This window comes from Nonomuraea rosea, assembly GCF_039539705.1.
GTDB classification, from domain to species: Bacteria; Actinomycetota; Actinomycetes; order Streptosporangiales; family Streptosporangiaceae; genus Nonomuraea; species Nonomuraea rosea.
The window spans coordinates 90,693-117,444 of record NZ_BAABDQ010000039.1 but is presented as its reverse complement, the minus strand read 5'-3'; the positions used below and the strand labels follow the sequence as shown (position 1 = coordinate 117,444).

Genomic DNA, 26,752 nt, shown 5'->3' with positions numbered 1-26,752 from the left:
GATGACATGACACATTTGACCGCTTGCGATCCATGCCGGACCACAACATGCACCGAGTTTACTGAGCTGAGGATTGGTTATAAAGGGTCGGCTGATCGAGGTTGAGGCCGCAGGCGTGTACGACATTGCGCGGCCAGTTCGGCGGGGATGCGGGCGGGGATGGTCTCGGCCCAGCATGGAGAGGTGCCCCCGCGCAGGCGGGGTACGCACGCGGGCGTGCTCGGCCACCGCAGGATCCTGTACAGCCTCAGATGGAGAAGATCTTCTTTCTTGACAACGAGGAGCTGGTCCTCACCAGGCGTGGGGTCATCGGGCCACCTCGTCGTAGATCTCCTCGAACCGGCGGAGCGAGGCCTGGTCGTCGTGGGTGAGCGCCAGCTCCCTGCTGGCCTTGCCGAGCCGGGCCCGTAGGCCGTCGTCGGTCAGGATGACTGCCAGATGCCTGCCCAGCGCGACCACGTCGCCGGGCTGGAACAGGTAGCCGTTGTCGTCGATCAGGTGCGGCAGCGCCATCGCGTCGGCGGCCACCACGGGCAGCCCCGTGGCCATGGCCTCCAGCGTGGCGATGCTCTGCAACTCGGCGACGCCGGGCATGGCGAAGACGTCGGCGGCGGCGTAGGCCTGGGTCATGCGCTCGTCGGGCACGAAGCCGAGGAAGTGCACCCGCTCGGCCACCCCGATGCGCCTGGCCAGCCGCTCAAGCTCGACCCGTTGGTTGCCCTTGCCGACGAGCGCCACCTGCGCGTCGGTCTCGTTCAGCACCAGAGGCAGCGCGCGGACCACCTCGTCCAGGCGCTTCTCCTCGTCCAGCCGGCCGACGAACAAGATCGTGGGCCGGTCCGGCAGGTCGAACAGCTTGCGCGCCCACCCCTTGGGCTCGGCGTGCGGGCGGAACCCCGTCAGGTCGATCCCGCAGGACACCGGCTCTACCGCACGGGCGAAACCCTCGTCGGCCAGCAGCTTGGCGGCCCGCGGGGTGGGCGTGGTGATGTGCTGGGCGCGGTTGAAGACGCGGTTGAAGTCGCGCCAGGCCAGCCGGCCGACCTTGGCCCGCAGCCGGTCGGGGATGTGGCCGAACTGGAAGAGGTTGTCGGGCATGAAGTGGTTGGTGGCCACGATCGGCACCCCGGCGCGGCGGGCGGCGGCCATGGCGGCCCGGCCGACGACGAAGTGACCCTGGGTGTGCAGCACGTCGGGCTTGATGCCGGCGACCAGCCGATCGAGCCGGGTCGGCACGGTGACGCGCATGGTGGGGTGGACCAGCAGCGAAGCCGAGCGCAGCCGGTGCACGATCACGCCGTTCACCACGTCGGCGCTGGCCGGGCCCAGCTCGGACTGGCAGACCACGTGCACCTCGTTGTCACGGGCGGCGAGACCGGTGGCCAGGCGGTGGGTGAAGTAGGCGGCGCCGTTGATGTCGGGTGGGTAGGTGTCGCTCGAGATCAGGATCCGGCGGGGGCGCACGGGGGTGGGCGAGGCGAGGCCGGGAAGGCTGGACAGGGGCATGGCCATGACGGTGACTCCAAATTCGGAACGGGGAGGGCCGGTGGGCAACAGGGCGAGCGGGCGGTCCGGTATGATCAGTGACGGGCCGCCAGCGGTGAGGCCCTGGCCAGGGCGACGGTGTCGGCCGCGGCCAGCGACGCGGCGGCGATCGGCAGGATCCCGGTCGGCAGCGGCTCGCCCAGCAGCAGCGCGCCGAACGCCACCGCGGTCAGCGGATCAGCGATCTGCAACGAGGCGAACGAGACGCCGAAATGCCCGACGGCGTAGGCCCGCTGGAGCATCATCAGGGCCAGCAGCGCGGGCAGTGGCAGCGCCAGCAGACACCACCAGTTCCAGGCGCCGTCCACCAGCACGCGCAGGAGAGTGGCCGTGGCGCCGTACAGGACGCCGGCGCTGGTCGCGAGCAGGGCCGCCCGGCCGGCCGGGGAGGCCACCTGCGAGCCGGCCCACAGCAGCACCGATGCCGTGCCGGCCACGCCCAGCAGCGTGAGGACGCCGCCGGGTTCGAGGTGGGTGGGAGTTTGGGAGACCGGGACGAGCAGCACCAGGCCGACCAGCCCGGCGGCCACGACTCCCGCCGCCGACAGTTCCTTGCGGCTGGGCCGGCGGCCGTGCAACGCGGCGGCGCTGGGCAGCGCGAACAGGAGGCCGGCCACGCCCATCGGCTGCACCACGGTCAGCGGCCCGAGACCGAGAGCGACGATGTGCAGGCCACCACCCGCCAGAATGGAAGCCCCGCCAGCCAGCCAGCGTGGCCTGCGCAGCAGTGCGAGCAGCCCCGGCTTGGCGGCGCCGACCGCCTCGAACTGCTGGAGGGTGGCTCCGAACGCGAAGAACAGCGAACCGACCAGGGCGATCACCGCGGCCACAGCAGTCATGCGCACTCCATTCAGACGGACGGTTCCGGCATCGTCTGATGATCGACAAGGTCGCAGCCGCGTCTGCGGTCTGAGGCGGCGTTGTGGCGACCGATAGACACGTCAGTCGCCGGTGAGCGCCACGTGTACGGAGGAGATTGCGCTCGCGCCATCGCCGACGGCCGTGGCCACTCGTTTCGTGGAGCCCGAACGGAGGTCGCCGACCGCGAAGACCCGGGGGGCGCTCGTCTGGAACGGAAGTGGCGTGCCGGACGATCCGGTGGGCAGCCGACGGTCCGTGAGGACGAAGCCGTCGTCGGCCTTGGCGACGCCGGACAGCCAGCCCGACACGGGGTCGGCTCCGACGAAGCAGAACAGTGCGTGACAGGCCAGCCGTTCCGGCCGCTCGCCCGGCCTCTCGACGGCGATCGACGTGAGGGTGTCGTCTCCGGCCAGTTCGCGGATCGTGCTGCCGGCGTGGACCTGGATTCGGGGATGGGCACGGATCCGGTCGCTCAGGTAGGACGACATCCGGGCCTTGAGGTCGTGGCCGCGGATGATCAAATCTACCGTCGCGCCGCGGGCGGCGAGGGACAGGGCCGCCTGCCCGGCCGAGTTGGCACCCCCGACGACCGTCACCGGCTGATGTTCGTAGTCTCGGACGTCCAGCTCGGTCGCCGCATATCGGATGCAGCCGGACTTCTCGAACTTCGCCCATTGGGAGATGTCGAGACGCCGATAGCGGGCTCCGGTAGCAGCGATCACCGCGCGGCACGGAATGCGCACGCCGTCCTCCAGCAGGACGGTCGGCCGTCGATCGTCGGAGAGATCGAGACCTGTCACCGCGCAGGGCGAGTGGATCCGTACGCCGAACTTGAGTGCCTGCACCATCGCCAGGCGGGTCAGGTCCGAACCGCTGACCCCGCCGGGGAAACCCAGGTAGTTCTCGATGCGGGCGCTCTTGGCAGCCTGGCCGCCGAGCCCGCTTCGATCCAGCAGCACGGTGACGAGACCTTCGGAGGCCCCGTACACGGCGGCGGCCAGCCCCGCCGGGCCGGTGCCCACCACGACGAGATCGACCGGGCGTCCGTCGGCCCGGTAGGTGAGGCCGAGCGCCTTGGCGACCGTTCCTGGTGTCGCGCGCCGCAACACCGAACCGTGGGCGATGGCGGCCGGAAGGTCGTCTGCCGTGAGCCCGGCCGCTGTCATCAGCGAACGTCCTGGGTGTGAGGTAGCACTGCGCCAGGTGTGGGGCAGGAGCATCTGCGTCACGTAGGTGCGCAGTTCCAAGGTCTGCGCGGTGTCCGGCTGAGCAACGATCTCCAGGACGCCGCCGGCGGCCGAGCGGATGACCTCGCGCCGTTCCCGGAACGCCGCCAGCACCAGGTCGGCGATGTCATCCTGCTCAGTGAGGGCCCGGCGCAACTCCGCCGCTCCGATCCGCACGACTGTCCCGGCGGACACCACCCGAGCGGTCAGGTAGACGTGCTGACCGGTCAGCAGGTTGAGCTCGCCGAGGAAGTCGCCGGGACCACCCTGGAAGATCAGACGCTCCGGCTCGATCGCCGTCGTGTCCCGGACGATGTCCACGGTCGCCGTCAGGAGCAGGAAGAAGTCGTAGGAGTCGTCGCCGGACACGTACAGATCCCGGCCGGCCGCGGCGTGTTCCACCTCCCCGTACTCGGCGAGCCGGCGGAACTGCTCATCGTCCAGGACCGGCCCGCGCTGCGCCGTACCGTCGTTCACGTGCTTCCTCCGTCATACCGGGCCGGAACAGCTGGTCGAGCCGAACGTGGGGGAAAACCGGTACCGGCCGCCGGCTTTACCCGGGCGACGGTCACGAGGTACAGGAGCAGCCCGGCGGAGGTGAGAACGAAGCCGGCCCAGACGGTGGACGGGGTTCCCCAGCCGGCATTGAGGGTGATCACGCCGCCGATCGCTTCGAGCGAGTTGGCCAGATTGAGGGCGGCCAGGCGAGACCGGTACAGCCCTGATCCGGTGCTGGTCTGGTCGTCGCCGTCCCTCTGAGACGTCAGCGTGTGGCGCGTTTGATGAGGTCGGCGGTCACGGTGGGCTGCGAGATCATCGCGACGTGCGAGGCACCGACCTCGCGGACCCGTGCCCCGGCCCGCTGCGCCATGAACCGCTGTGCCGCGGCCGGGAGCACCTGATCGTTCCGGGCGATGAGGTAATAGGAGGGAATGGTCATCCACGCCGGGGCGCCGGACGGCTCCCCCAGCGTACGTGCGTCAGCGGGCCGCTGACCGGCCTGCATCAGATCGGTGGCCGCCCTCGGCACGTCCCCGGCGAAAACGTCGTGGAAGACCTCCTTCTTGATGTATCCGTCGACCAGGCCGTCACCGTAGGGACGAAAGTCCAGCGCCGCCTCATTGAGCCTGCTTCCCGGGAACTTCGTCTGCAGCTCCAGCAGCGACTCACCCTGGTCGGGGGCGAACGCGGCCACGTAGACCAGCGCTTTCACATTCGGGTTGCCGACCGCGGCGTTCGTGACGACGATCCCGCCGTAGGAGTGCGCGGCCAGGACGATCGGGCCGCTGAGCGTGGCGAGGATGCTGGCCAGGTAAGCGGAGTCGGAGGCCACACCGCGCAGCGGGTTCGCCGGGGCGATCACCGGATAGTTCTCGCGGACGAGCCTGGCGCTGACGTCGTTCCAGCCGGAGGCGTCGGCGAAGGCGCCGTGCACGAGGACCACGGTGGGTTTGGACTTGGCCTCCGGCCGGGACTGCGCCTGCGCCTGCGCCTCGGACGTTCCCAGAAAGGCACCGGTCGCGACCGCGGCGGATCCGGTCAGCACCACTCGGCGAGTCGTCGTCATCATGTGCACCTTTCAACGCGTGGGGCTCACACCTCGATTTCGCGTCAATGTAGAGCCCGGGTACTTGACGATCGCTGAACGAGCAATTCCCTCGTCATCAAGTACGCCGATCTAGTCTGCGGGAATGAAATCGAAGACGAGCGAGACGGCCAGGAAATTAGGCCTGTGGCTCCACCTGCTTTGTTATGTCGTGGCCAATATCGCCCAGGTCGTGGTGTGGATGGTCTACACCCCCGAACGCTTCTTCTGGCCTCTGTGGTCGATAATCTTCTGGGGCATCGGGCTGGCCTTCCACGTCTATGGCGTCTACTCGCCGCCCAAATCGAATGCCGCGCGCTGAGCGTGTTCTTCTTCCGCACGACCCCATGACGGTAGGCGCGGTCCGTGCCGAGCAGCCCGGCGCCGGCCAGGGTGGCGACGGCGGTCGTGCCCGGACCGGGCCCCCGGTCGTCGTGGAACTCGGCCCGGGCACTGGTGCATGCCGATGCTGCTCGCGCTGCATGCACGAAAGCGACGACCTGGCCGAGCCCTCACGACCTTCCTCCCACACCAGCCCACGCGTAATCCGAGCCCGCAGGAGCCCAAGATGCCAACCCGAGTCAACCGGCAGACCGTCGACCTCTCCGCCTATCCAGACCTGCTGGTCCTGTACCTCGGCATGCGGGTGAACCACCTGTACGGCATCCGGACCTTCTTCAGCTTCGGACGGAAGATCAGCGAGTCGGTCGCCGGCAAGCCGGACGGACTGCTGCTGCACGAGCCCGTCTACTACTCGTTCTTCCCGATGAACATGGGCATGCGCCAATACTGGCGCGACCTGCCCTCGCTGCTCGCATTCGCCCGGTCGCAACCGCATCGACAATGGTGGCTCGACTTCCTGACCGACTCCGGCGGCACCGGATTCTGGCACGAGACGTACTCGATCAAGGGTGGAATGGAGGCCGTCTACGATGACGTGCCCAAACCGCTCGGCTTCGGCCGGTTCGCCGGGACCCAGCGCGCTCGTGGTCCCATGTTCGGCTCCGCAGCCCGGCTGGGACGTTCCGAAGACGTCAGCCCGGTCCTCAGCGAGACGGACCTCTACAAGTCCTAGCCTCGGCGATTCACGCGGGCTGGTGAGAGCCCGGAACTGGATGATCGGTTAGACAGCAAAGAGTGCCCCTGATCTGGAAGATTACCGATTGTCGAGATCAACAACCTTCCAGAGCGAGGAGCACTCTTCGCGTGCAGACTATCCCGAAGTGGATTCAAGGGCTGGCGGTCACGGTCGGCGGTCACGGCGTGGTCTTTCACGTCGGTACGGCAGGGCTGCGGATGCTGGCGTTCAAGTCCGGCCTGGCCGGCGAATTGACGGCGGCGTTGCGGGCGCGGGGCCGGCAGGTGGTGCATGACCCGGAGCCAGGTGTTGTCCGATCTGGGGGTGATGATCGCTGATGGCGGGACGGCGATCCGGCACATCCGTACCCTGCGGGATCAGGGCGAGTTATTCGGCCGGTGGCCTCGGCCTCGACGGCGTGGCGGGCGTTGGAGGAGGTGACCGCCCGGCAGCACGGCAAGATGGCCGCTGCTCGTGCGAAGGCGCGGCGGCAGGTGTGGGATCTGGTCGCCGCCCGGCACGGGGCCGTGCCGGGCTCGCGGACCTGCTACGGCGACCTTGGAGAATGGGTCGTGATCCGGCTGGACGCCACCATCCAGGTCTGTCACAGCGACAAGGAAGCGGCAGCCGGGACGTTCAAGGGCATTCCCGCTGACCGCGTGGTGCGACAACACCGGCGAGTGCCTGGCCATCAAGCTGCGCCCCGGCAATGCGGGCGCTAACACCATCGCCGATCACCTGGAGGTGCTGGCCGCCGCGATCGCACAGATCCCGCCCCAGCACCGCAGGCGGATCCTCATCACCTGCGACGAGGCAGGCGCCACGATCGAGCTCCTGCAGTTCATCACCACGTTGAACACGCGCAGTCGCCGGGCTCACTACTCGGTCGGTTTCGACCTCGATGAGCGTGCCCGCACCGCGATCACCGCGTTACCCGCCGATGCGTGGTCGTGCGTGCTGGATGACGCGGGCCAGGCTCGTCCTTTGGACAAGGCGGGCGCGGCGGAGCTGACCGGCCTGCGAGTCGGCGGCGAGCGTCTCGAACTGGCCTGCCACGGCCCCAACCACTCACCCGACAACATCTTCGTCTATGCCCCCAAGCAAGAGACCCTGATGGTGGTCGACGTGCTCTATCCCGGCTGGGTACCGTTCAAGAACCTCGCCGTCTCCCAGAACATCCCCGGCTGGCTGCAGGCCCACGCCACCGCCATGAGTTATCCGTGGCGCACCCTCGTCGGCGGCCACCTCGGCCGCCTCGGCACCCGCGCCGACGGACACCTGCAACAGCGATACCTGGCCGACCTGCAGACCAGCGTCCGTGACACGATCTCCAGCCTCGACCCGGCGCCGTTCTTCGCCAAGTACGATCCAGCGGGCAACGCGTGGGCGATCTTCGCCGGCTACCTGAACGCGGTTGCCCAGCAAGCCGCCGCCCCGGTCATCGCCACCTACCTCGGCACGCTGGCCGCCGCCGACGTCTTCACCAAGGACAACGCCTTCAGCCTGCTGGAGTCCCTGCGAATCGACACCGGCCTGCTCGGCCCCTTCGGCATCCGCCCCTGACCAACACGCCCGATTGCCGGCGAAGAGCCAGAAGTCGTGGTCCTACGAGGCCTCCTAGACTGGCAAGAGTCGCTGACCATGTAGCGCGGTGGTCGCGTCGTCGGCGGCCAGGTCGTGGAAGTTAGACAGCGGGCCGGACAGGACGCGCAGGACGACGCCGCGAGCCTGGCACCAGTCGCGTACGGCGTGGATGTCGACCAGGTCGCGGCCCAGCCAGCCGGAACAGTTCTGACACCGTCAGGACGTCGCCGGGGTGCGAGGCCGCGGCGACCTTGGCGAATGGCGGGACGCTCCAGCGCCGAGATCTTCGATGTGGTGGCCGGGTCCTCGAACAGAAACACGCCTTCGGCCGGATGGAACCCCTCTGCGACACCCCCATTCGGACCAGTAGCCCCGCTTCGGTGAGGATGTGCCGCTGCCGGAGTAGCGACTGGGTGGCAGTGGACGAACGGGAGTAGACAATGCGCACCGAAGGCTCCTCTGAAGGGGATAGCCCTCTTTAGCCGCCGGGAATACCTGTTGTCAATTCATCCTCCCACTCCGCGGCGCAGAGCAGTGGTTGATCCGCTGATGTCCGATTTTCCGGGCCGCCGAGCACCACTTCGGCGGCCTGTCGGGAAACCTTCATTTGCCGACAGGCCGGGCCGGGGGCCCGGGCATCACCTCTTGGCTGTCCGGTAGTTAGTTGCAACGGCCAGGGCATCCGCGTCGGTGGCGGCCCTGCAGGCCCTCGATGAGCGCGCCGTGCGGGCGGTGGTTCGCGGAGCAGTCCGCGACGTCCAAACCGCCCGCCCCACCACGCACCGATAGGCCCGGGGCTCTTCTCGGACGCGGAGGGTTCGGGAGGGGCGGGCCCGGTGTTGTGTGGCCGGCTAATGCATCAGCTCGGAGTGGGGGTGCTCCGGTGCCGCCGGGCAGACGTAGAGCTGCTGGTCGTAGCCGCTGCCGATCTGAACCGCAGTGGGCTGCCTGGATTCGAAGTGGTCGAAGCCGGTGGGTGGTCCATCCGCCGGTTCCTCGTGCGGGAGCCAGCTGCTGCCGTCGTCACCCTCGAACGTGGCGATCGTCAGTAGGGCATCCATGTCGCTGTTGCATGCAGGGCAGAGCCGGGGGGCGGGGTCGGTGGCGCCCCAGCGAGGCCAGCCGCCGACTTTCCAGCCGGGTGCGCCGGCCAACTCACTGTCGTAGAACTCCTGCGGATACGACGCGTAGGCGCTGTCCACAGCCGTGTCGGCTGCCTGCCACACGCTCCAGTTCCCGAGCTGCTTCTGGAGTTCCTTGCTCAACTCCAGGTGGTCGGGGTAGTCAGTGACCTGCTCTGGGTTGAGCAGGCACGGCTCGGGCAGGTAACCGTCGAACTGCATTGCGGGCGGTTCGGGGGGCGTGGTGAGGATGTCGGTGACCGTGGCTGCCGACCGCCAGAACAGCGCAGTCTTGGGCATGATCGGGTGGTCGAAGGGGCACCACAGGACCTGGAGCAGGTCTGCTCCTTCAGGCGTGTGCAGATCGGGCACGTCCCGTATGTACAACTGTGCGACCGGCAGCATCGCTATGGAACCCTCATACGGGGCGACCGCCAACTTCAGCGGATACTCCCGAGGGGGGCGGATTCGCTCAAGGGTCTCTTGTTCCTGCGGGGTCAGGCTCCTGCCGCGCGAGACGGCACGGATCCGTCGTTCCAGCCTGACGTCCGCTGGGGACAGAGCCAGGTTCATTCCGTCCACTACATGAGGTCCGTCGCAGTGCGGCCACGGCTCGTCGGCGGGCCATAGCAGCGGTCCGCCGATGGAACTGTCCTGCGGTGACGGAGACCCGGTGCGGGGGTGCAACCGGGTCGCCGTGCGTGCCAGCGGAGCCAGTTGAGGGAAGACCGCGGTGACGTCGAAAGGCCGCGGCGGAGTGATGGGGGTGTTGTTCATAGCGGCGATCTTGCCAACTGACTCTGACAACACCGAGGGCGTCGACGAGGAGAAGCTGACGGCGGACGCGCTGTGGGAGGCGGTGACCGGCAAGCCGGGCACCTAGACTTGGCACGAGAGCGTGCACGTCACCTGGCGCAGCCCGGAGTCGGAGGCGGCCCGCAAGGCGGAGAACAGAGGGCACTCCGTGATGGACAGCACGAGATAACCGCATCCACCACGGTGATCGGGGAAGGTTCAGCTCACGTCGTGCACGTCAAAGACAGAGACTCAAGCGCTCGAGATATCGAACCCCAGACGGGTCGCCCCCGTCTTGTTCCCTACCAGCCCCCAGTCGCCGTCCAGCAGCGTCCACGCCGCGATCAGCTCTTCCGGCTCCCACTCCCGACGCACCCGAACCCGCCCTCCACCCGACCGTCTCCGACACGAACACGATCAAGCAGAAACCCCATCCAACCAGCCGCATTCACCGCTCCGAAACGATCACGAACCGCAATCGTGACCGCCCACTCCGCTACCTGGCGGCTGGGGACAAATTCGGGAGCGGAGGGCCTACGGAGAGCGCCGGAGAGCAGGGGCAGGAGGGCGGGGGCGCTTAGCATCCGCTCCAGTTCGGTGATCTTGGCTGGTTGATCGGTGGATGCTCTTCAGCGCCAGAAAGAGCGGCTGGCTGGACAGCGTGTTTCAGGCTAGCTCGGAAAGCCAAGAATGTAAATCATCTTCATTGTGAAGATAAGTAGTTGGCGAATCCTTGAGGTCCGCCCCGCTCAAAGTTTGCAGGGATTCCCATACGACCATATCGCTGATCCGTGAATCCTCCAGTTCTAACATGGTGCGCTCCGCCCAGGAGGCGACTTCCTCTCGGGATCTCCGCCCTTCTATAAGCCCTGTGATTACAGTACGGATTTCGTCTCGACTAGGCTCATCTACCATTGCCCGGTATACTTTCCATCCTTATCGAATGTGAAGTGAACCTTCTTGTCTCCCGTGATATCTTCCTGAGGCCGAACTTGGCGAACTGTTCCAGCGCCGTCTATGGTCTCATGCCAGGTCCGCTTGGCTCCCGTTGAGGGATCCCATTCGCGGACAGTGCGGCGGCCGACCATCTCGCCAGCCTTCTTCGCAGGTTTGACTTCGCCGTAATATCGAATTCTGCCGTTTTTGAGCTGCTTATGTCCAGCCTTGCCGTACTTCTCGAGCTGGCTCAAATGCTCTCTGAGTCGATTGCCGTTCGGGGCGCTATGCGCGGGGCCGGTGGCTGTTTGCGGCTTGGCGGCCACTGCCCCGTGCCGCGGCCCCGGGTGAGCGCGATCAGAAGGGCCACCTCAAGGGTTCCTTCGCCTTCGCCGATCAGACCGTCCGGTTCGGCCCTTCCATCTGCGCAGCGCTTAGCACCACAGTGCGTTCTGTTATAGGCGTCCTCTGCTGCTTTGTGGAGGTTGTGATCCTTTTTCAGCAAACGGTCGCGGGCTTCCCTGCGTTGCGCTGCCTGACGTCGTCGCTCGCTCTCCCGCTTACGGTCGCGTTCGTACTGCTGCTGCCGTTTTTTGTGGACCTTTTTCTCGTAGGCGGTTTTCTTCGCCCCGTTGGCGTTGTGGGTCTTGGCGAAGGTCGCGTCGGATTTCCGGCTTCCCGTGTCGACGCGGCGGCCGTCGGGGTCGGCCAGGTCGATGGGGTTGTTGGCGGCGTAGGAGTAGGCGTTGGCCCATTCGGGGGTGCGCAGGTCGAGTTCGGGATCGGTGGAGATGAACCTGGCGATGGTGGGGTCGTAGAAGCGGGCGCCCAGGTAGGTGAGATCGGTGGAGGCGTCTTCGGTCTTGCCGAGGAAGCCGCGGTCGGTGAAGGGCAGGTCGTCGGCGCCGCGGCGTTGACCGAAGGGCAGGTAGCGTTCGCGGCTGACGGCGCCGGTGGTGTCGTTGACGGCCAGTTGGGTGCTGCCGTGTTTGCCGGCGAGCAGCCAGGTGACACCACTGGCGTCGCGCATGGCGGCCAGGTCGCCGTCGGCGCTGCTGTAGTAGCGCTTGCCGGCCACCGCGCCGCCGGCCAGGCGTAGTTCCATGGCGCCGAGGTAGAGGGTGGTGCTGCCGTCGGGGTCGCGCCGGATCAGGCGCTCGCCTTCGGCGTCGTACACCATGCCGGTCTGCTGGCCGTTGATGGTGGCCTGGGTGAGCTGGCCGAGCTGGTCCCAGGTGAACGTGCCTTGCTTGCCGCCGACGGTACGGGCGGTGAGCTGGCCCTTGTCGTCATAGGCGTAGCTGTCGGTCCCGCCCGGGCGGGCGATGCTGGTGACGGCGTTGGGACGTACGGCGGTGGCACCGGGGGTGGGGTAGGCGTAGTTGGCGCTCTGGCCGTTGTGAGTCAGGCTGGTGAGGTTGCCGACCTTGTCGTAGGCGTAGGCCTGGCTGTAGGGGTCCAGGCCCAAGGCGTCGCCGGTGCCGGTACACGAGCTCGCGGTGGTGGTGTAGGCGGTCTTCAGCCGGAGCAGGCCGTCGTAGGTGAAGCATTCGGATTGGCCGTCGCTCTGGCCGGCGATGGCCGAGGCGGCGTCCAGCACGCGGGTGATGTTGCCGCCCAGGTTGTAGCTGTAGCGGTCGTCCTGGACGGTGTCCGGAGTGGACGTATTCGCCTTGGTCTGGGTGGTGACGCGGGAGAGCCAGTCGGTGGTGGCATCGCGTGCCAGGACGCGTTTGATCTGGCCGTTGCCGCCCAGCAGGCGACTTTCGAGCTTGCCGGTGGCGGTGAAGGTGCTGTCCTTGACGTAGGTGAAGCCGCCCAGGTCGGACGTGGTGGCCTTGGTGAGGCCGAGATCGGTGTAGCTGTGGGTGAGTTTCTCGGCCGGCAGGCCACCGGCAGCGGGCATACCTTGCTCGCGCAGGTTGCCGGCCGCGTCGTAGGCGGAGGTGAAGGTGTAGTCGCGGCCGAGACCACCTTCGCTGGCGGGGATGGTGATGGTGGTGGCGGTGGGCCGGTAGTCGCTGTCGTAGGCGGTCACCGCCTGGGTGTAGGGCTGGCCGCCGGTGTAGCGGGTGGCGGCGCCGGGCTGGCCCTTGGCGACGGTGTCGTAGGTCCAGGCGGCCAGCTGGGTGCCGGTGGCCGGCTCGCCGGCCCACTGGCCGGTGCGGCGGCCCAGATCGTCGTAGACGGTGGAGACCTTCTGGTTCTTGCCGTCGATGGCCCAGATCTGCCGGCCGGCGGCGTCGTAACCGTAGCTGGAGGCGCCCGCGTCCGGATCGGAAGCGGCGGTGCGCCGGTCCAGCCAGTCGTAGGTGTAGGTGCGGACATTGCCGTTGGCGTCCGTCATCTTGGTCAGGTTGTCGTTGAGGTCGTAGCCGTAGGTGGTGTCGGCGTGGCTGGTCGCGTCCGACCACTCTTCGACCTTGACGACGCGGTCGAAGGCGTCGGTGACGGTGGCCGTCTTGCCGCCGACCGGCGGGGTGACCTCGGTGCGCTCGGTGCCGGGGTAGGCGGTGCTGGTGCGCCGTAGTTCGGTGCCCTGGTGGTAGGCGATGGACGCCGTCACGCGTTCCAGGCCGTCGTAGACGGTCTTGGTCCATTGCGGCAGGCTGGTCAGCGCCGGGTTGAGCAGGCCGCTGCCTGGTTCGGCGCTGTTGTGTGCCGGTTCGGAGACCGCCTCGGTCAGGCCGCGCGCGTCGTAGGTGGTGGCGACGACGATCCGGCCACCGTTGGGGCTGGGGGAGGCGGCCTGGCTCTCGCGGGGACGGCCGAGCCCGTCCTCATAGCTGTGGCCAGTGGTCCACTTGGCCGTGGTGCCGGTGCCGGTCAGCAACTGCTTGACGGTGCTCTTGATCGGCGCGGTGGGCTGGCCCAGCCAGCCGTCCCAGTTGATGGCGTAGGCGACGCTGGCGCTGGGCGTGCCGCCGCTGCGCGGCTGGCCCGGCTTCCACAACGCGATGGCCCGGCCGATTCCGTCGTAGTCCAGCTCGGTGGTCTTGTTGTTGGCGTCGACCGTCTTGGTGGGCTCGCCGAGGGTGTGCGAGACGCTGGTGGTGGTGGTGGTGGTGTGGCCGAGCGGGTCCTTGACCGTGATGCCGCCGGTGGGCCAGCCGACCGCCGGGGTGTAGGTGGTCGTGGTGGTCTTGCTGAGCGGGTCGGTCGCGGTCAGCGTCCGGCCGTAGTCGTCGAAGGTGGCCTTGCTGGTGGAAACGGTGCTCGCGCCGGCGTGGGCGCGGACCTCGGTGGGGTTGCCGTCGCTGGGCTTGTTCGTGGCCGGGTCCGTGCCCTGGTCGTACAGGGTGATGGTCTTGCCGGCCAGGGTTCCGGCGGCGCAGTCGTCGCCGGAGCGTTTCTCCACCACGGATGGGAAGTCGATCAGCCACTGACCGGCGTCGACGTTACGCGCGTAGGTGATGCCCTGCTCGCGGAGGCCGGTGCCGTTGAGGGTGAACTCGCGCAATGCGGGGAACTGCGCCCCCTCCCCGCCTTGATGCGGTCCAACCACGAGGAGTTGGTGGATGTGTAGGCGATCTCGATGTTGTTCGCCTCGGCCCACTCTCCTACGCGCTTGTCCTTCCTGGTGGTCAGGTGCGGGCTGAAGTTGTCACAGATGATCGCGATGCGCAGCTCGGGCGGGTAGAGGCTGCGCAGGTAGCGGCAGAACTCCAGGAAATCGCCGCATCGCTTGCGCTTCTTGATATGCCCGTACATCTTGTCCTTGCCCAGGTCCAGCGCTGGGAAGGGGTGCCGTACCCCTTGGGTGCGGGTGTAGGTGGCGCGCATCCTGCGCTCCACTGACGGCCGGGGCGGGGGGGCTGCAGGTTGAGCGGCCCGAACTCGTCCATGCAGAAGACCACCGTTGGTTCGCCGTGCTCGCCGACGACCTGGCCGTCGGCGATGGCGTACAGGTGCTCGATGCGGGCCTTCTTGGTCGCGTAGTCGGGATCGCGGGAGACCTTCTAGGTCTTTATGGCTTGAAATGAGACATTTTTCCGCACGTAGAAGCTCGCGCAAGCCCTCATGGCTGATGTCCTCGACCACCCCTCGGCGACCAGGAAATCGGCCAGCTTGGCAAGGCTCCACCGGGAGAACGGCAATCCGTGCTCGGCAGGACGGGACTTGGCGATCTTTTTGATCTCCACGCGTTGCGGGAGCGTGAACGTCGGCTTCCGACCGCCCTTGTACTTGGGGTAGAGCGAGACCATCCATCGGCGTTGAAGTTGTGGATCACATCACTGACCCGGTCTTCGCTGGTGAAGCCCCTTTGGTAATCTGAGTGGTGGTCATGCCCTGTGCCTACAGCAGGACCATCTGCGCCCGCCGCCAGGTCACCACCAACCCGCTGCCGCGCTGGACGATGCGCAGCAGCCGGTTTCCCTCATCGTCATCGATGCCGGCGCTGACAGAGGCCTCAGTCGCCGGCGAGCGCCGCGTGCACGGATGAGACCGCGCCCGCGCCATCGCCGACAGCGCTGGCCACTCGTTTTGTCGAGCCTGAGCGAAGGTCGCCGACCGCGAAGACACGGGGCACACTCGTCTGAAATGGCAGGAGCGTACCGAAGGATTCGGCGGACAGCCGACTGTCCGTGAGGACGAAGCCGTCGTCGTCCTTGGCCACGGCGGCCAGCCAGCCCGACACCGGGTCAGCGCCGATGAAGCAGAACAGCGCGCGGCAAGCCAGCCGGTCTTGGCGTCCCCCCCGCCGTTCGACAACGATCGACGTGAGAATACCGTCGCCGGCCAGTTCGCGAACCATACTGCCGGTGTGAAGCTGGATCCGGGGATGAGCCCAGATCCGGTCGGTCAGGTAGGACGACATCCGGGCTCCGAGATCGGCGCCACGGACGATCAGATCCACCGTCGCGCCGCGGGCGGCAAGGGACAGGGCCGCCTGCCCAGCCGAGTTGGCGCCCCCGACGACCGTCACAGGCTGATCCTCGTACCCGCGGACGTCCAACTCGGTCGCCGCGTACCGGATGCAGCCCGACTTCTCGAATGTCACCCATTGTGGGATGTCCAGGCGCCGGTAGTGCGCCCCGGAAGCGGCGATCACCGCGCGGCACTCGATACGCGAGCCGTTCTCCAGCAGAACGAGCGGCCGTCGATCGTCGCAGAGATCGAGGCCCGCCACCGCACAGGGCGCGTAGATCCGTACGCCGAATTTGAGCGCCTGGATCATCGCCAGCCGGGTGAGGTGCGCGCCGCTGACTCCGTGCGGGAAGCCCAGGTAGTTCTCGATCCGGGCGCTCTTGGCTGCCTGACCGCCGAGACCGTCGCGGTCCAGCAACACGGTGACGAGGCCCTCGGACGCCCCGTACACGGCGGCGGCCAGACCCGCCGGGCCGGCGCCTACCACGACGAGATCTACGGGACTTCCGCCGAGCCGGTAGGTGAGGCCGAGCGCCTTCGCGATCGTGCCGGGCGTCGCACGGCGCAGCACCGTACCGTCGACGATCGCCGCCGGGAGTTCGTCCTCTGTGAGCCCGGCCGAGGTCATCAGCGAGAGCCCAGAGGGCGAGGCCGCGTCGAGCCAGGAATGCGGCAGGAGCAGTTGCGTCACGTAGGTACGCAGATCGAGTGTCTCCGCGGTGTCCGAGCGGCCGACGATCTCCAGGGCGTTGCCGGCCACCGAGCGGATGAACTCCCGCCGCTCCCCGAACGCCTCGAGCAGGAGGTCGGCGATGTCGGGCTGCTCGGCGAGGACCCTGCGCAATGCTGCCGCACCGATCCGGACGATCGTCCCGGCGGTCACCACGCGCGCGGTCAGGTAGACGTGCTGACCGGTCAGCAGGCTGAGCTCACCGAGGAAGTCACCGGGACCACCCTGGTAGACCAGACGTTCCGGATCGATCGCCGTCGCGTCCCGGATGATGTCCACCGTAGCGGTCAGGAGCAGGAAGAAGTCGTAGGAGTCGTCGCCGGGCGTGTACAGATTCCGGCCGACCTCGACGTGCTCCCCTTCGCCGTACTCGGCGAGCCGGCGAGACTGCTCGTCGTCCAGGACTGGCCCGCGCTGCGCCGCGCCGTCGTTCATGGGATTCCTCCGTGTGGTCGCTCTTTCCTCGCCAGGCGACGGGGATCTCGATGACGGGGATCTCATGCCATGCCGTCACACCGGGTCGGAACGCATCTCCGGCTGGAGTTCCGCTCCGGCCGCGTTGCTCAGCCGGGAACGGAGAACGGGCTTCACCCGGGCGACGGTCACGAGGTACAGGAGCAGACCGGCGGTGGTGAGGGCAAACCCGGCCCAGACGGTGGACAAGGGGCCCCAGCCGGCATTGAGGGTGATCGCGCCGCCGATCGCGCCCAGCGAGTTGGCCAGGTTGAGCGCGGCCAGATTGAGCGCTCCCATCAGGGCCGGGGCGTCGGGTGCGAAGGCGGTCAGCCGCACCTGGATGGTGGGGATCGCGAACATCATGGTCGCGCCGACGCCGAACAGGCAGGGCAGCAGGATGAGCAGGTCGCCGCCGGCCACGCCGATCAGCGCCAGCAGCGCCAGGACGGCGCTGTAGCCCCAGGTCAGGCCGCGGTGCTCGTACCGGTCGGCGACGCGTCCGCCGAGGTGGTTGCCGGCCGCCATGCCGAGGCCGAAGACGGCGAGCGCGATCGGGATGAGCGAAGCGTCCTGCGATGCCGCGTCGGTGATGAACGGGCCGATGAAGGTGTAGACGGCGAAGATGCTGGAGATGCCGAGCGCCGCGACGCCGACCATCAGCCAGACGTTGATCCGGCGCAGGGCCCCCGATTCGCCGGCGAGGGAGCCGCCTCGCAACGCATCGGTACGGGGCAGCCAGGCCATCAGGGCGGCCCCGGCGAGCAGGCCGATGGCGACCACGACCCAGTACATGGCGCGCCAGCCGGCATTCTGACCGATGAAGGTGCCGAGCGGCGCCCCGACGACCGTGGCGACGGTGAGTCCTCCCATGACGGTGGCGAATGCCTTGCCGCCCTTGCCGGGGCCGTACACGTACGCGGCGACAACGGCTCCGGCGCCGAAGAACGCTCCCTGCACGCTGCCGGCGACGAACCGGAAGGCGACGAGCAACGCGATGTCCGGCGCCAGCGCGGAGAGCCCGTTGCCGATCAGGAACAGGACGATCAGGCCAAGCAGCAGGGTGCGCCGGTTGATCCGGGCGGCGAACAGAGTGATCACCGGCGAGCCGATCACCACCCCGAAGGCGTACGCGGTGATCGCGTACGCCCCGACCGGGATCGACACGTCCAGATCGGAGGAGAACAGCTGGATGATGCCGTTGCTGCCGAACTCCCCGGTGCCGATCGCGAAGGTGCCCAGCGCCAGCGCGAACAGCGTCAGCTTCGGATGGCGGATGGGCGTCTTGGCGGAGGCGTGCCGGTTCTCTTCGGCAGTGCATTGGCCTTCGTAGGCGCGCTGATGCAAGGTTTCCGCCTAGAGGGAGGAGTGCGCGGCGCGCTTGATGAGGTCAGCCGTCACGACAGGCTGTGAGATCATCGCGACGTGCGAGGCGTTGACCTCGGTGGTACGTGCGCCGGCCCGCTTCGCCATGAACCGCTGCGCCGCAGCCGGGAGCACGTTGTCGTCGCGAGCCACGAGGGACCAGGAGGGAATCTCCTTCCATGCCGGGGCCCCGGACGGCTCCTGCAGCGCGCGCACGTCGCTCGGTCGCTGGCCGGCCCACATCACGTCGGTGGTCGCTCTCGGCAGGTCGCCGGCGAACACCTCGCGGAAGACTTCGCGCTTGACGTACCCGTCGACGAGGCCCGAACCATAGGGGCGGAAGTCCAGCGCCGTCTCCCCCAGCTTGCTCCCGGGGTACTTCGTCTGCAGGCTCAGCAACGTGTCACCCTTGTCGGGAGTGAAGGCGGCGACGTATACCAGCGCCTTCACGTTGGCGTTGCCGGTCGCGGCGTTCGTGATGACCATCCCGCCGTAGGAGTGCGCGACGAGCACCAGCGGGCCGCTGAGTGTGGCGAGGATGCTGGCCAGGTAGGCGGCGTCGGCGGTCACGCCGCGCAGCGGATTCGCCGGGGCGAGGACCGGATAGCCGTCGCGGATGAGCCGGGCGGCGACGCCGTTCCAGCCAGAGGCATCGGCGAACGCGCCGTGCACCAGCACGACGGTCGGTTTGGACCTGCCCTCCGGCCGGGCGTGTGCCTGCGCCACGGATGCGCCGAGCAGGGCGCTCGCGGTGGCGACGGCCGATCCGGCAAGCAGGGTACGGCGGGTTGTGGTCATGGATGCGGAACCTTTCAGCAGGAGTGATCGCTGGTCAGCGTAGGGTCGGCGACTTGACGATCTCTGCACGGCCGGGTTCACGAACGGTTCCCTCCTCGTCAAGTGCGCCGATCTAGCCTGGCGGCGTCGTGCAGGTAGGGCGCCGAGGAGACAGGTCGAGATGAGATCGGAAAAAGGCGAGCGTCAACTGAAGGTGGGCCTGCGGGTCCACGTCCTCTGCTATGTCGTGGCACAGGTGGTGCAGGTCGTGGTGTGGTGGCTCTACACCCCGCAGCACTTCTTCTGGCCGCTGTATTCGCTGCTCGCCTGGGGTATCGGGCTGGCGTTCCACATCAGGGCGGCCTCCTCCCCCTCGCGGCGGGGGTGAGCGGTGTCGTTCTTTCTCGAGTTCGTACGCGATCCCATGACGGTCGGCGCGGTGGCACCGAGCGGTCCGGCATTGGCCGGCGTGGCGACGGCGGCGGTCCCCCGTACCGGCTCTCCCATCGTCGTGGAACTCGGACCGGGTACCGGTGCGTTCACCGAGGTCATCCAGCGGCGTCTCGCCGGACGCGGCCGGCACATAGCCGTCGAGATCAACGCGCGGTTCGCGCAGAGGCTGGCCGCCCTCCACCCGGAGGTCGACGTCGTTCACGCGGACGCGACCGATCTGGCCACGGTGCTGGCGCAGCGTGGGCTGCGCCAGGCCGACGTCGTGGTCAGCGGCCTTCCGTGGGCGGCGTTCCCCGACCGTCAGCAGCGCGACGTGCTGTCCTCGGTCGTGGCGACCCTGTCACCGCACGGCGTGTTCACCACCTTCGCCTACGTGCATGCTCGATGGGCCCCGCCGGCCCGGCGGCTGCTGCGCTCCATGCGGTCGCGGTTCGACGAGGTGGTCATCAGCCGTACGGTGTGGGCGAATCTCCCGCCCGCTCTGGTCTACTACTGCCGCCGCCCGGCGGAGGCCGGCGTGCACGACGCGTTGCGGTGACGATCAGCACCCGGAAGGCGCTGCTATGGGGCGATCATCAGGTCCTGGGTGGGTAGGGTCTGGCAGGCCAGCCGCCAGCCCGCGGCCAGCTCGTCGGTGGAGAACATCCCCCGGGTGTCGCTCTCGTAGGCGCCGGAGAGGACCCGTACGCGGCAGGTGCCGCAAGCGCCTTCGCCGCACGACTGGGGCAGCGGGACGTCGGCGGCGTTGGCGGCGTCGAGGACGGACTGCCCGGGGTGGCAGGGGAAGGCCGGGTTGCCGCCCGCCATGCCGATGGTGAACGCGGTGACGCCGGCCGCCGCGGCGGCCAGGGCGATGGCATGCGCCTTCTCCTGACGGGTCTCCTTGCTCCGGCCGGACACGAACGCCTCGGTGTGGATGGCCTCGCGTGGCACCCGCAGATGCGTCAGGTGACCGATCAGGTCCTGCATCATCGATGCGGGACCGCAGAGGTGGACCCGGTAGACGTCTTCGGTGTGCGCGCGGAGCACGTCGGCGCCGATCCGGCCGTTCCGTCCGGTCACGAAGATCGACACCTCGAGCCCGGGCAGGCGTTCCCGCAGCGCCTCGGTCTCCGGCCGGAAGGCGACCTCGTCCTCGGTCCGGGAGCTGGCCAGCAACACGATCCGCCCTGTGTGACCGGCGTCGGCGGCCAGCACACTCATCAGTGGTGTGATTCCCACGCCCCCGGCGATCAGCAACAGCGTTCCGGCCGTCAGGTCGTGTGCGGGTTCGCAGGTGAACTCGCCGTGCGGGCCGCTCACCCGCAGCGCCTGGCCGACCGCCAGCTTTTCGTGCAGGAAGGTCGAGCCGAGCCCGTCGGGCTCGTGCTTGACCGCGATCTCGACGAAGCCGGTCTCCCCGGGGCCGCTACAGATCGAGTACGAGCGTTCGATCGGCTCGACGGTGACAGGCAGGTCGACCTTCAGGTACTGCCCGGCGGTGAACGAGAACGGCATCGCGCCGATGCTCAGGGGTTCGAGGCGGATGCGCCGGACCGTCGGAGTCAGCGTCTCCATCGCGGCCACCCGCAGGTATCCCTGCCAGGGCGTGGCCGGGTCCGGGGCCATGCCGCCGGAGCGGACGGTTCGCCACATGGCTCCGAGCTGCCTCGGCTTGAGCACCGCGTTGGCGGCCATCAGCCCGCCGGCCAGCGCCCCGACCACGCCGGAGCCCCAGGCGTCCTGCCCGGCCACGAAGAGACCCTTGACAGGCGTGCGGCATCCCGCCCGTGGTGACCGCAGCCGTTGCGGAGTCGCCGCGAGACCGTAGAAGGAGCCGAGGACGCTGTGCTGATAGGTCTCGAACGACAGCGGGGTCGCGAGCTCGGCGAACGCGATCGCGTCCCGGAAGCCGGGCCATCGTTCCTCCAGGCGGGCGATCAGCCGCTCGGTCAGGTCGCCCTTGAGCTTGCGGTAGCTTTCCGGCCGCTCTTCCGCAGGCGTCCCGCGCCACTGGTCGACCACAGCGGGATCGACGAGTTCCAGCACCTCCACCGTGTGGAAGCGGGCGGCCGGGTTGTTGAGCGAGGCGAACGAGACGTACAGCGTGCCTTCCCCGGGTGGGCGACGGAAGCCGTCGTGGTCGTCGAGGTCCGGCATGAACCAGTGGTTCTCGCCGCGGATCCCGAACGCGGCCGGCGACCGGTCCATGCCGAGGAACAGCATGACCGCCGACGGTTCCCCGGGCAGATCCCCCAGGTCCTGGCTCTTCCCGATCAGGGCGTAGGTGTTGCGCACCCCGGCCGCCGAGACGACGGTGTTCGTCCGTACGCGGTAGCGCCGGCCGGTGGCGGTGTCCTCGACGTCGACACCGGCCACCTTGCCCCGCTCGACGACGATCTCGCTGACCCGTTGCCGGGGGCGCAGCACCACGCCGTACCGCTGAAGGATCTCCACAATGATCCGGGAGAGCTCCTTGGGGCCGCCCACAGGATGCGCCGTCCCTTCCATGAAGAAGGTCAGCGGGACCGCGGCGTGATAGCCGAACGCGCTCGATGCGGGCGGAATGCCGTAAAGTCCCCACCGCGCGGCAAGAACGGCCCGCAGCCGCGGATCGCGGAAGCTTCGGGAGACCTGCTCCCCCACCGATCGGTACGTCGACGGGAAGAGCCGCTCGACGATGGGCCAGCCCACCTTTCGCACGCCAGCGGGCATGGACGCGAAGACATTGCGCGCCGCGAGCCCGGCCATGGCTCGGCGCGTGGTCCGGAAGAAGCCGTCGATGGCGTCGGCCTCAGCCGGGAACCGTTCCGCGAGGCGCTCCCTGAACCGTTCCTTCGTGGCGGGGACGGCGAAATCGAACCCCGGGAAGTGCAGGACGTCGTAGTCGTCCGGCAGCGGCGAGAGCTGCACCCGCCCGTCCGTCATGAACTCGAGGAACGGGCCGGCGTTCGCGCTGATGTAGTGCAGCCCGGTGCCGAACTGGTATCGCCCGGCCCGGGAGAACTCGTGCGTCATCCCGCCGAGCGTGTAGTGCTGCTCGAGAACAAGAACCTGTTTCCCGCCGAACTGCGCGATCGTACGGGCCGCGGCGAGACCGCCCATACCCGAACCGATCACGACGACATCGACTTCCTCGTACGCGACCATCTACACCCCCGGCTTGTCCGTCCTGCGGGGTCAGATTGGCGGAGCTGACTTGACGCGGACGGAACGATCTGGGAATCCCGTCGCGGAACGACGCTCGTTCACGTCCATTTCCCGTTCAGTCCGCCGCCGTAGCCTTCCACCATCACGTCATGAGAGGTGGAGGAATGGCACACAGGAAACCGACGATCGTGCTCGTGCACGGAGCCTTCGCGGACGGCAGCGGCTTCACCGCGATCGTCAGGCGACTCCTCGCCGACGGCTATCCGGTCGCCGCCGCGCCGAACCCGCTTCGGGGGCTCTCCTCCGACGCGGCGCAGGTCAAGGCACTGCTGGACAACATCGAGGGACCGATCGTGCTGGTCGGCCACTCATACGGCGGCGCCGTCGTCTCCGCTGCCGCCACCGGGAACCCCGAGGTGAAGGCGCTGGTCTACTTGGCGGCATTCGTGCCGGAGACGGGTGAGAGCGTACAGGAGCTGGTCGAGAAGTTCCCGGGCAGCACCGTGGGCGAGTCCCTCAAACCCGTGCCGCTGCCCGGCGGGCAGGTCGACCTCTACATCGACCCGCGCGTGTTCCATCCCCATTTCGCGGGGGATCTGCCCGCCGAAGAGGCCGCGCTCTTCGCGATCACGCAGCGTCCGGCCACCGGCGCCGCCCTCGGCGAGCCCGCCGCCGGCCCGCAGGCCTGGCACACGATCCCGACCTACAACCTGATCAGCGGCGCCGACCGGATCATCCCGCCGGCGGCGCAGGAGTTCATGGCCCAGCGCTCCGGCGCGAAGGTCCAGATCGTCGAGGGTGCCTCGCACTTGGTGTTCGTCTCACATCCGGGCACGACTGCGGCCTTCATCGACAGGGCGGCGCGTGAAAATACCTGAAAGGCGCATCTCCGCTGACCACTACGGAGGTCACTGCATCCTCCGCCTGCCCCCGTTCACCTGCTCACCAAAACCTGGCCTCGGCTCTTGCTTCCGATCACCTCTCCCAGAGCGTTCTGGCGCTGAGCGGTGTGATCAAAGCTCGGCAAGGAACTTCTCGGCGCGGCGGGCGAAGAGGTGAGACCCGCGTTCGTTGGACAGGTCGCGGGCTTTCTCGGCCGCGGCTCGGACGACTTCGGCGGGTTCGCCGCGGGCGTGGAGCAGGCGCGCCCGCAGCAGCAGGACCAGTCCTTCGGCGTAGCGTTGACCGTAGGCATCAAGAGCCTCGTCCGCTCGGTCGAGGGCGATGTCCGCCTCGCCCGGCATCCCGGCGGCCAGCCGCATCTCGGCGATCAGTCCGTAGTGGTACGCGACACCCCATCGCGGTGGGTCGACCAGCGTCGCGGCCAGGAGCTGTTCGGCCTCCGCCGTGATACCGGCCGGGTCATCGCCGACGAGGGCACGGGCCCAGTACCAGTTCAGCCGTATGTAGTGCTCCTGCTGAATGGCGGCGCGGCCGGTACCCACGGCCATCCATCGCTCGATCGTGCGCATCACCCAGCCCGCGTCACCGGCCATCGAAGCAATGATCGTGGTGTAGTAGGCCCAGGTGGCGACCGCATACGCGTCGTCAGGGCCGTTCCACCTGTCGATGATGGTCTCCGCCGTCGCGACATCACCGTGCAGTGCCGTCACGACGGCCTGCCAGCCGGGCCACTCACCCGAGACATCACGCCGGATCGGGGTTTCGCTGTGCGGGGAGACGACCCCGTCGAGAACGGCGGGGTTGTTCTCACTGAAGCACTGGTATGCCTCGCCGATGTTGCCGATGTCCCACTGGTGCAGGCCCCATGCTTGCCGGCCGTACACACGGACGACCGGATCGGAAGACGCCTCCCCTTGCTCGTACAGGCGGCGAACCAGGCGGACGCGGTCCCACTCCAAGAAGGTGTAGGCCCCGAACAGGCGAGCGAAGAGGAGGCCGGCGGCTTCCACCTCCCGGCCGAGTTGGCGGGCCAGGTGTTCCGCACGTTCCAGCAGATCGAACGTGGTGCCGCCGAATCCGGCTTGCCGGCGCGGGGCGATGGCGAGTAGCGAGAGGGCGGAGAGCTCGAGTTCCGGGAGCCCGGCGGTCCGCGCGATCTGGGCGGCCGACTCCAGGTGCCGATCGGCGGCGGCGAACGCGAGCTTGGTCGCCGCGCGACGACCGGCGCGCTTCAGCGCCTCCACGGCACGGACCGGATCGGCGAGGGGGCCGGCGGCAGACAGGTGGAAGGCGAGGCGTTCGGTGATGGACTCGTCGTCCGCTTGGCTTTCTTCGAGCGCGTCCGCGATACGCAGGTGCAGCCGGATGGCCGGCAGCTGCTCCGTTGTCTCCATGATCGATTCGCGAACCAGGTCGTGCGCGAAGCTCCACGAGAACGGATCGTCCGGCACCGTGGCGAGCAGGCCGAGCGCGCGCAGCGGTTCGAGGCATTCAAGGCAGGCTGCGACGTCGACACCGGCGGCGCGGGCGAGTAAGCCGAGGTCGACGTCGCGGCCGATCAGCGCGGCGACGCGCAGCAGGTCGCGAGCGCTGTCGTCGAGGCCCGTCATCCGATCACGGACGACGTCGCGCACGGTGGACGGCACCCCGCCCCGAGCGGATGCGTCGCCGTCGCTGAGCGCGCCGCGGTCGCTGAGGAGCCGATACAGTTCGCAGACGAAGAAAGGATTGCCGGCGGTGCGAACGTGGAGGTTGCGGGCGAGGTCCGCGCCGGGTTCGTGGCCGGTCTCACGGCGGATGAGTTCGGCCACGTCAGCCAGGCTGAGCGGGCCGAGTTGGATCCTGCGATGGCTGGGCAACCGGCTGGCGGCGGCCATGACCCGCGAAAGGTCGGGGCTGGGTGTGGGTGCGCGGTCGCGAAGGGCGCAGATGATCGCGGTGCCAGCGGGTAGCCGGCCCGTCAGGTGGCCGAACAGCTGGAGCGAGGTGGCATCAATCCATTGAAGGTCATCTAAAACGAGCAGCATCGGCCGTGCGGCCGAGGCCTGGCCGATGAAGGTGACGACCTGTTCGAACAGGCGGAACTGGGCGCGGCCGCCGGAAACCGGGGGCGCGGCGTCATCGTCTCGAGGTTCGAGAAGGCGACCGAGCTCGCTGGCCAGCCACTTCTCGCGCGCCAACGCGGGCAGGCTGTCGAGGACAAGGGCGAGCGCCTGCTCCCATGGCCACATCGATGGGGTTCCGTCGCCCTCGAGGCAGGAGGCCCAGACGACGAGCGCGCCACGCTGGTCCGCGGCGGCGGCGGCCTCTTCCAGCAGGCGTGTCTTGCCCACGCCCGGTTCCCCTTCGACGACAGCGAGCCCGGTGCGACCGGTGAGCGCCGCCTCGATGGCTTGCCACAGCACGCCGAGTTCCTCGCCCCGGCCGACCAGTCCGGCTGCCTGCCTTGCCGGTGCGTGGTCACTCTCACTCTCCGTGCCCGTCGCCACCGGCGACGGCGGGGCCTGCGTCAGCACTCGCAGGTGCGCGGCCTGCAACACCGAGCCGGGGTCGATGCCCAGTTCTTCGGCGAGGCGGTCACGGACCGCATGGAACGCTGACAGCGCCTCCGCCTGCCGCCCAGCGGCGCCGAGGGCGGTGATGAGGCCGGCATGTACAGGTTCATGGAACGGGGCCATCGACGCGGCCAGCTGCAACGGCCGGATCACCCGCTCAGGCCGGCGTAACGACACGGCCAGTTCGGCCGCTGCCGCACAGGCCTCGTAGAACTCGTCGTCGAGGGCTGCCAAGATCGACATCGCGGTCGATGCAAAGGACAGTCCGTCCCCCGCGGGGCCACGCCAGAGGCCAAGCGCTTCGACGTAGTGGTCGAGCGCCGCTTCGTGAGCTTGCCGGGTGAGGGCGGCCTGGGCGGCTTTGAGGAGTTCCCGGAACGTGACGAGATCCAGCGTGCCGGGGCCGGCGCTGAACACGTACGCATTGCCGCGGCGGTGCAGGTACGTACCGGCTGCCCGGGCGGGGACCACGGGTTCGAGCACCCGCCGCAATGCCCCGACGTACTTCTGCACGACGTTGCGCGCGCTGGTGGGGACGTCATCGGCCCAGATCAGGTCGATCAATTCGCTGGTGCTGACCGGATGGCCCACGCGTGCCAGGAGCAGGGCCAGCAGTTGCGCCTGCTGCCGGGGGCCGGCGTCCAATTCGGCGTCATCGCGCCACAGCCGCAACGGACCGAGGACCTGCAGGCGCAACGAGCCAGCACCGGTCGGCGGACTTTCGCCGTCGGGCCTAACGGGATGGGTTAGCCCGGTCACGTCGACTCCCCGGATGAACATGACAGAT

General features: G+C 68.4%; 23 protein-coding genes. 8 read left to right on the top strand and 15 right to left on the bottom strand.

The window, feature by feature from the left end; translation table 11 throughout:
- Positions 1-306 precede the first annotated feature (306 nt).
- The 4 genes from ABEA43_RS52630 to ABEA43_RS52615 all read right to left on the bottom strand — a co-directional run bounded on the left by ABEA43_RS52630 (position 307) and on the right by ABEA43_RS52615 (position 5,202).
- Entirely contained in the window at positions 307-1,512 is a 1,206-nt protein-coding gene (locus tag ABEA43_RS52630; protein ID WP_345574135.1) for a glycosyltransferase, read from the bottom strand.
- Positions 1,513-1,580: 68 nt separating this feature from the next.
- A complete protein-coding gene (locus ABEA43_RS52625; protein ID WP_345574133.1) occupies positions 1,581-2,384 on the bottom strand; it encodes a DMT family transporter in 804 nt (267 codons plus the stop codon).
- 102 nt (positions 2,385-2,486) lie between these two features.
- Entirely contained in the window at positions 2,487-4,109 is a 1,623-nt protein-coding gene (locus ABEA43_RS52620; RefSeq protein WP_345574131.1) for an FAD-dependent oxidoreductase, read from the bottom strand.
- 286 nt (positions 4,110-4,395) lie between these two features.
- Positions 4,396-5,202 (bottom strand): alpha/beta fold hydrolase, encoded by an 807-nt coding sequence (locus ABEA43_RS52615; protein WP_345574129.1) that lies wholly within the window; start codon positions 5,200-5,202, stop codon positions 4,396-4,398.
- A 121-nt stretch (positions 5,203-5,323) separates the two neighbouring features.
- Here ABEA43_RS52615 and ABEA43_RS52610 point away from each other — a divergent pair, with 121 nt between their 5' ends.
- The 5 genes from ABEA43_RS52610 to ABEA43_RS52590 all read left to right on the top strand — a co-directional run bounded on the left by ABEA43_RS52610 (position 5,324) and on the right by ABEA43_RS52590 (position 7,858).
- Positions 5,324-5,539, top strand: a complete 216-nt coding sequence (locus ABEA43_RS52610; protein ID WP_345574127.1) for a 2TM domain-containing protein — start codon at positions 5,324-5,326, stop codon at positions 5,537-5,539.
- A gap of 246 nt (positions 5,540-5,785) precedes the next feature.
- Positions 5,786-6,292 carry a monooxygenase family protein gene (locus ABEA43_RS52605; RefSeq protein WP_345574126.1) on the top strand — a complete coding sequence of 169 codons (507 nt, stop codon included), beginning with the start codon at positions 5,786-5,788 and terminating at the stop codon, positions 6,290-6,292.
- 131 nt (positions 6,293-6,423) lie between these two features.
- Positions 6,424-6,633: a hypothetical protein gene (locus ABEA43_RS52600; protein WP_345574124.1), complete on the top strand. Its 210-nt coding sequence runs from the start codon at positions 6,424-6,426 to the stop codon at positions 6,631-6,633.
- A 99-nt stretch (positions 6,634-6,732) separates the two neighbouring features.
- On the top strand, positions 6,733-7,017 hold the full coding sequence (locus ABEA43_RS52595) for a hypothetical protein (RefSeq protein WP_345574122.1): 285 nt from the start codon (positions 6,733-6,735) through the stop codon (positions 7,015-7,017).
- Positions 7,018-7,039: 22 nt separating this feature from the next.
- Positions 7,040-7,858: an MBL fold metallo-hydrolase gene (locus tag ABEA43_RS52590; protein WP_345574120.1), complete on the top strand. Its 819-nt coding sequence runs from the start codon at positions 7,040-7,042 to the stop codon at positions 7,856-7,858.
- Between the two features lie 872 nt (positions 7,859-8,730).
- Here the strand turns inward: ABEA43_RS52590 and ABEA43_RS52585 are convergent.
- The 9 genes from ABEA43_RS52585 to ABEA43_RS52545 form a co-directional block, all read right to left on the bottom strand.
- Positions 8,731-9,777, bottom strand: a complete 1,047-nt coding sequence (locus tag ABEA43_RS52585) for a hypothetical protein (protein ID WP_345574119.1) — start codon at positions 9,775-9,777, stop codon at positions 8,731-8,733.
- A 684-nt stretch (positions 9,778-10,461) separates the two neighbouring features.
- Positions 10,462-10,608, bottom strand: coding sequence for a hypothetical protein (locus tag ABEA43_RS52580; protein ID WP_345574117.1), 147 nt, complete (start codon positions 10,606-10,608; stop codon positions 10,462-10,464).
- 95 nt (positions 10,609-10,703) lie between these two features.
- On the bottom strand, positions 10,704-10,985 hold the full coding sequence (locus ABEA43_RS52575; protein ID WP_345574115.1) for a hypothetical protein: 282 nt from the start codon (positions 10,983-10,985) through the stop codon (positions 10,704-10,706).
- Positions 10,982-14,191: an RHS repeat domain-containing protein gene (locus ABEA43_RS52570; RefSeq protein WP_345574113.1), complete on the bottom strand. Its 3,210-nt coding sequence runs from the start codon at positions 14,189-14,191 to the stop codon at positions 10,982-10,984. The genes ABEA43_RS52575 and ABEA43_RS52570 overlap by 4 nt, the downstream gene beginning before the upstream one ends.
- Entirely contained in the window at positions 14,107-14,514 is a 408-nt protein-coding gene (locus ABEA43_RS52565) for a hypothetical protein (RefSeq protein ID WP_345574110.1), read from the bottom strand. Before ABEA43_RS52565 ends, ABEA43_RS52570 begins: the two co-directional genes overlap by 85 nt.
- 176 nt (positions 14,515-14,690) lie before the next feature.
- Positions 14,691-14,936, bottom strand: a complete 246-nt coding sequence (locus ABEA43_RS52560) for a helix-turn-helix domain-containing protein (RefSeq protein WP_345574108.1) — start codon at positions 14,934-14,936, stop codon at positions 14,691-14,693.
- Between the two features lie 206 nt (positions 14,937-15,142).
- The gene (locus ABEA43_RS52555) at positions 15,143-16,765 is read right to left on the bottom strand and encodes an FAD-dependent oxidoreductase (protein ID WP_345574106.1); all 1,623 of its coding nucleotides are present in this window, start codon (positions 16,763-16,765) and stop codon (positions 15,143-15,145) included.
- 75 nt (positions 16,766-16,840) lie between these two features.
- Complete coding sequence (locus tag ABEA43_RS52550; RefSeq protein ID WP_345574104.1) at positions 16,841-18,130, bottom strand: MFS transporter; 1,290 nt, start codon at positions 18,128-18,130, stop codon at positions 16,841-16,843.
- Between the two features lie 9 nt (positions 18,131-18,139).
- The gene (locus ABEA43_RS52545) at positions 18,140-18,946 is read right to left on the bottom strand and encodes an alpha/beta fold hydrolase (protein WP_345574103.1); all 807 of its coding nucleotides are present in this window, start codon (positions 18,944-18,946) and stop codon (positions 18,140-18,142) included.
- Positions 18,947-19,106: 160 nt separating this feature from the next.
- On the opposite strand from ABEA43_RS52545, the gene ABEA43_RS52540 reads away from it, so the two are divergent.
- On the top strand, positions 19,107-19,313 hold the full coding sequence (locus ABEA43_RS52540) for a 2TM domain-containing protein (protein WP_345574101.1): 207 nt from the start codon (positions 19,107-19,109) through the stop codon (positions 19,311-19,313).
- A gap of 3 nt (positions 19,314-19,316) precedes the next feature.
- Positions 19,317-19,916: a class I SAM-dependent methyltransferase gene (locus ABEA43_RS52535; RefSeq protein ID WP_345574099.1), complete on the top strand. Its 600-nt coding sequence runs from the start codon at positions 19,317-19,319 to the stop codon at positions 19,914-19,916.
- Positions 19,917-19,939: 23 nt separating this feature from the next.
- On the opposite strand, the gene ABEA43_RS52530 is transcribed toward ABEA43_RS52535, so the two are convergent.
- Positions 19,940-22,507, bottom strand: a complete 2,568-nt coding sequence (locus tag ABEA43_RS52530; RefSeq protein ID WP_345574097.1) for an FAD-dependent oxidoreductase — start codon at positions 22,505-22,507, stop codon at positions 19,940-19,942.
- Positions 22,508-22,671: 164 nt separating this feature from the next.
- Here ABEA43_RS52530 and ABEA43_RS52525 point away from each other — a divergent pair, with 164 nt between their 5' ends.
- Positions 22,672-23,385, top strand: a complete 714-nt coding sequence (locus ABEA43_RS52525; protein ID WP_345574095.1) for an alpha/beta fold hydrolase — start codon at positions 22,672-22,674, stop codon at positions 23,383-23,385.
- Positions 23,386-23,520: 135 nt separating this feature from the next.
- Here the strand turns inward: ABEA43_RS52525 and ABEA43_RS52520 are convergent, their stop codons facing one another.
- Positions 23,521-26,724 carry a BTAD domain-containing putative transcriptional regulator gene (locus tag ABEA43_RS52520; protein ID WP_345574093.1) on the bottom strand — a complete coding sequence of 1,068 codons (3,204 nt, stop codon included), beginning with the start codon at positions 26,722-26,724 and terminating at the stop codon, positions 23,521-23,523.
- Positions 26,725-26,752: the final 28 nt, after the last annotated feature.

Excerpts from the sequence above, each read along its gene's own strand:
- ABEA43_RS52630 (WP_345574135.1), bottom strand. The coding sequence starts at position 1,512 with ATGGCCATGCCCCTGTCCAGCCTTCCCGGCCTCGCCTCGCCCACCCCC.
- ABEA43_RS52560 (WP_345574108.1), bottom strand. The coding sequence starts at position 14,936 with ATGGTCTCGCTCTACCCCAAGTACAAGGGCGGTCGGAAGCCGACGTTC.
- ABEA43_RS52585 (WP_345574119.1), bottom strand. The coding sequence starts at position 9,777 with ATGAACAACACCCCCATCACTCCGCCGCGGCCTTTCGACGTCACCGCG.
- ABEA43_RS52530 (WP_345574097.1), bottom strand. The coding sequence starts at position 22,507 with ATGGTCGCGTACGAGGAAGTCGATGTCGTCGTGATCGGTTCGGGTATG.
- ABEA43_RS52545 (WP_345574103.1), bottom strand. The coding sequence starts at position 18,946 with ATGACCACAACCCGCCGTACCCTGCTTGCCGGATCGGCCGTCGCCACC.
- ABEA43_RS52605 (WP_345574126.1), top strand. The coding sequence starts at position 5,786 with ATGCCAACCCGAGTCAACCGGCAGACCGTCGACCTCTCCGCCTATCCA.
- ABEA43_RS52525 (WP_345574095.1), top strand. The coding sequence starts at position 22,672 with ATGGCACACAGGAAACCGACGATCGTGCTCGTGCACGGAGCCTTCGCG.
- ABEA43_RS52565 (WP_345574110.1), bottom strand. The coding sequence starts at position 14,514 with ATGCGCGCCACCTACACCCGCACCCAAGGGGTACGGCACCCCTTCCCA.
- ABEA43_RS52625 (WP_345574133.1), bottom strand. The coding sequence starts at position 2,384 with ATGACTGCTGTGGCCGCGGTGATCGCCCTGGTCGGTTCGCTGTTCTTC.
- ABEA43_RS52555 (WP_345574106.1), bottom strand. The coding sequence starts at position 16,765 with ATGAACGACGGCGCGGCGCAGCGCGGGCCAGTCCTGGACGACGAGCAG.
- ABEA43_RS52610 (WP_345574127.1), top strand. The coding sequence starts at position 5,324 with ATGAAATCGAAGACGAGCGAGACGGCCAGGAAATTAGGCCTGTGGCTC.
- ABEA43_RS52615 (WP_345574129.1), bottom strand. The coding sequence starts at position 5,202 with ATGATGACGACGACTCGCCGAGTGGTGCTGACCGGATCCGCCGCGGTC.
- ABEA43_RS52580 (WP_345574117.1), bottom strand. The coding sequence starts at position 10,608 with ATGTTAGAACTGGAGGATTCACGGATCAGCGATATGGTCGTATGGGAA.
- ABEA43_RS52540 (WP_345574101.1), top strand. The coding sequence starts at position 19,107 with ATGAGATCGGAAAAAGGCGAGCGTCAACTGAAGGTGGGCCTGCGGGTC.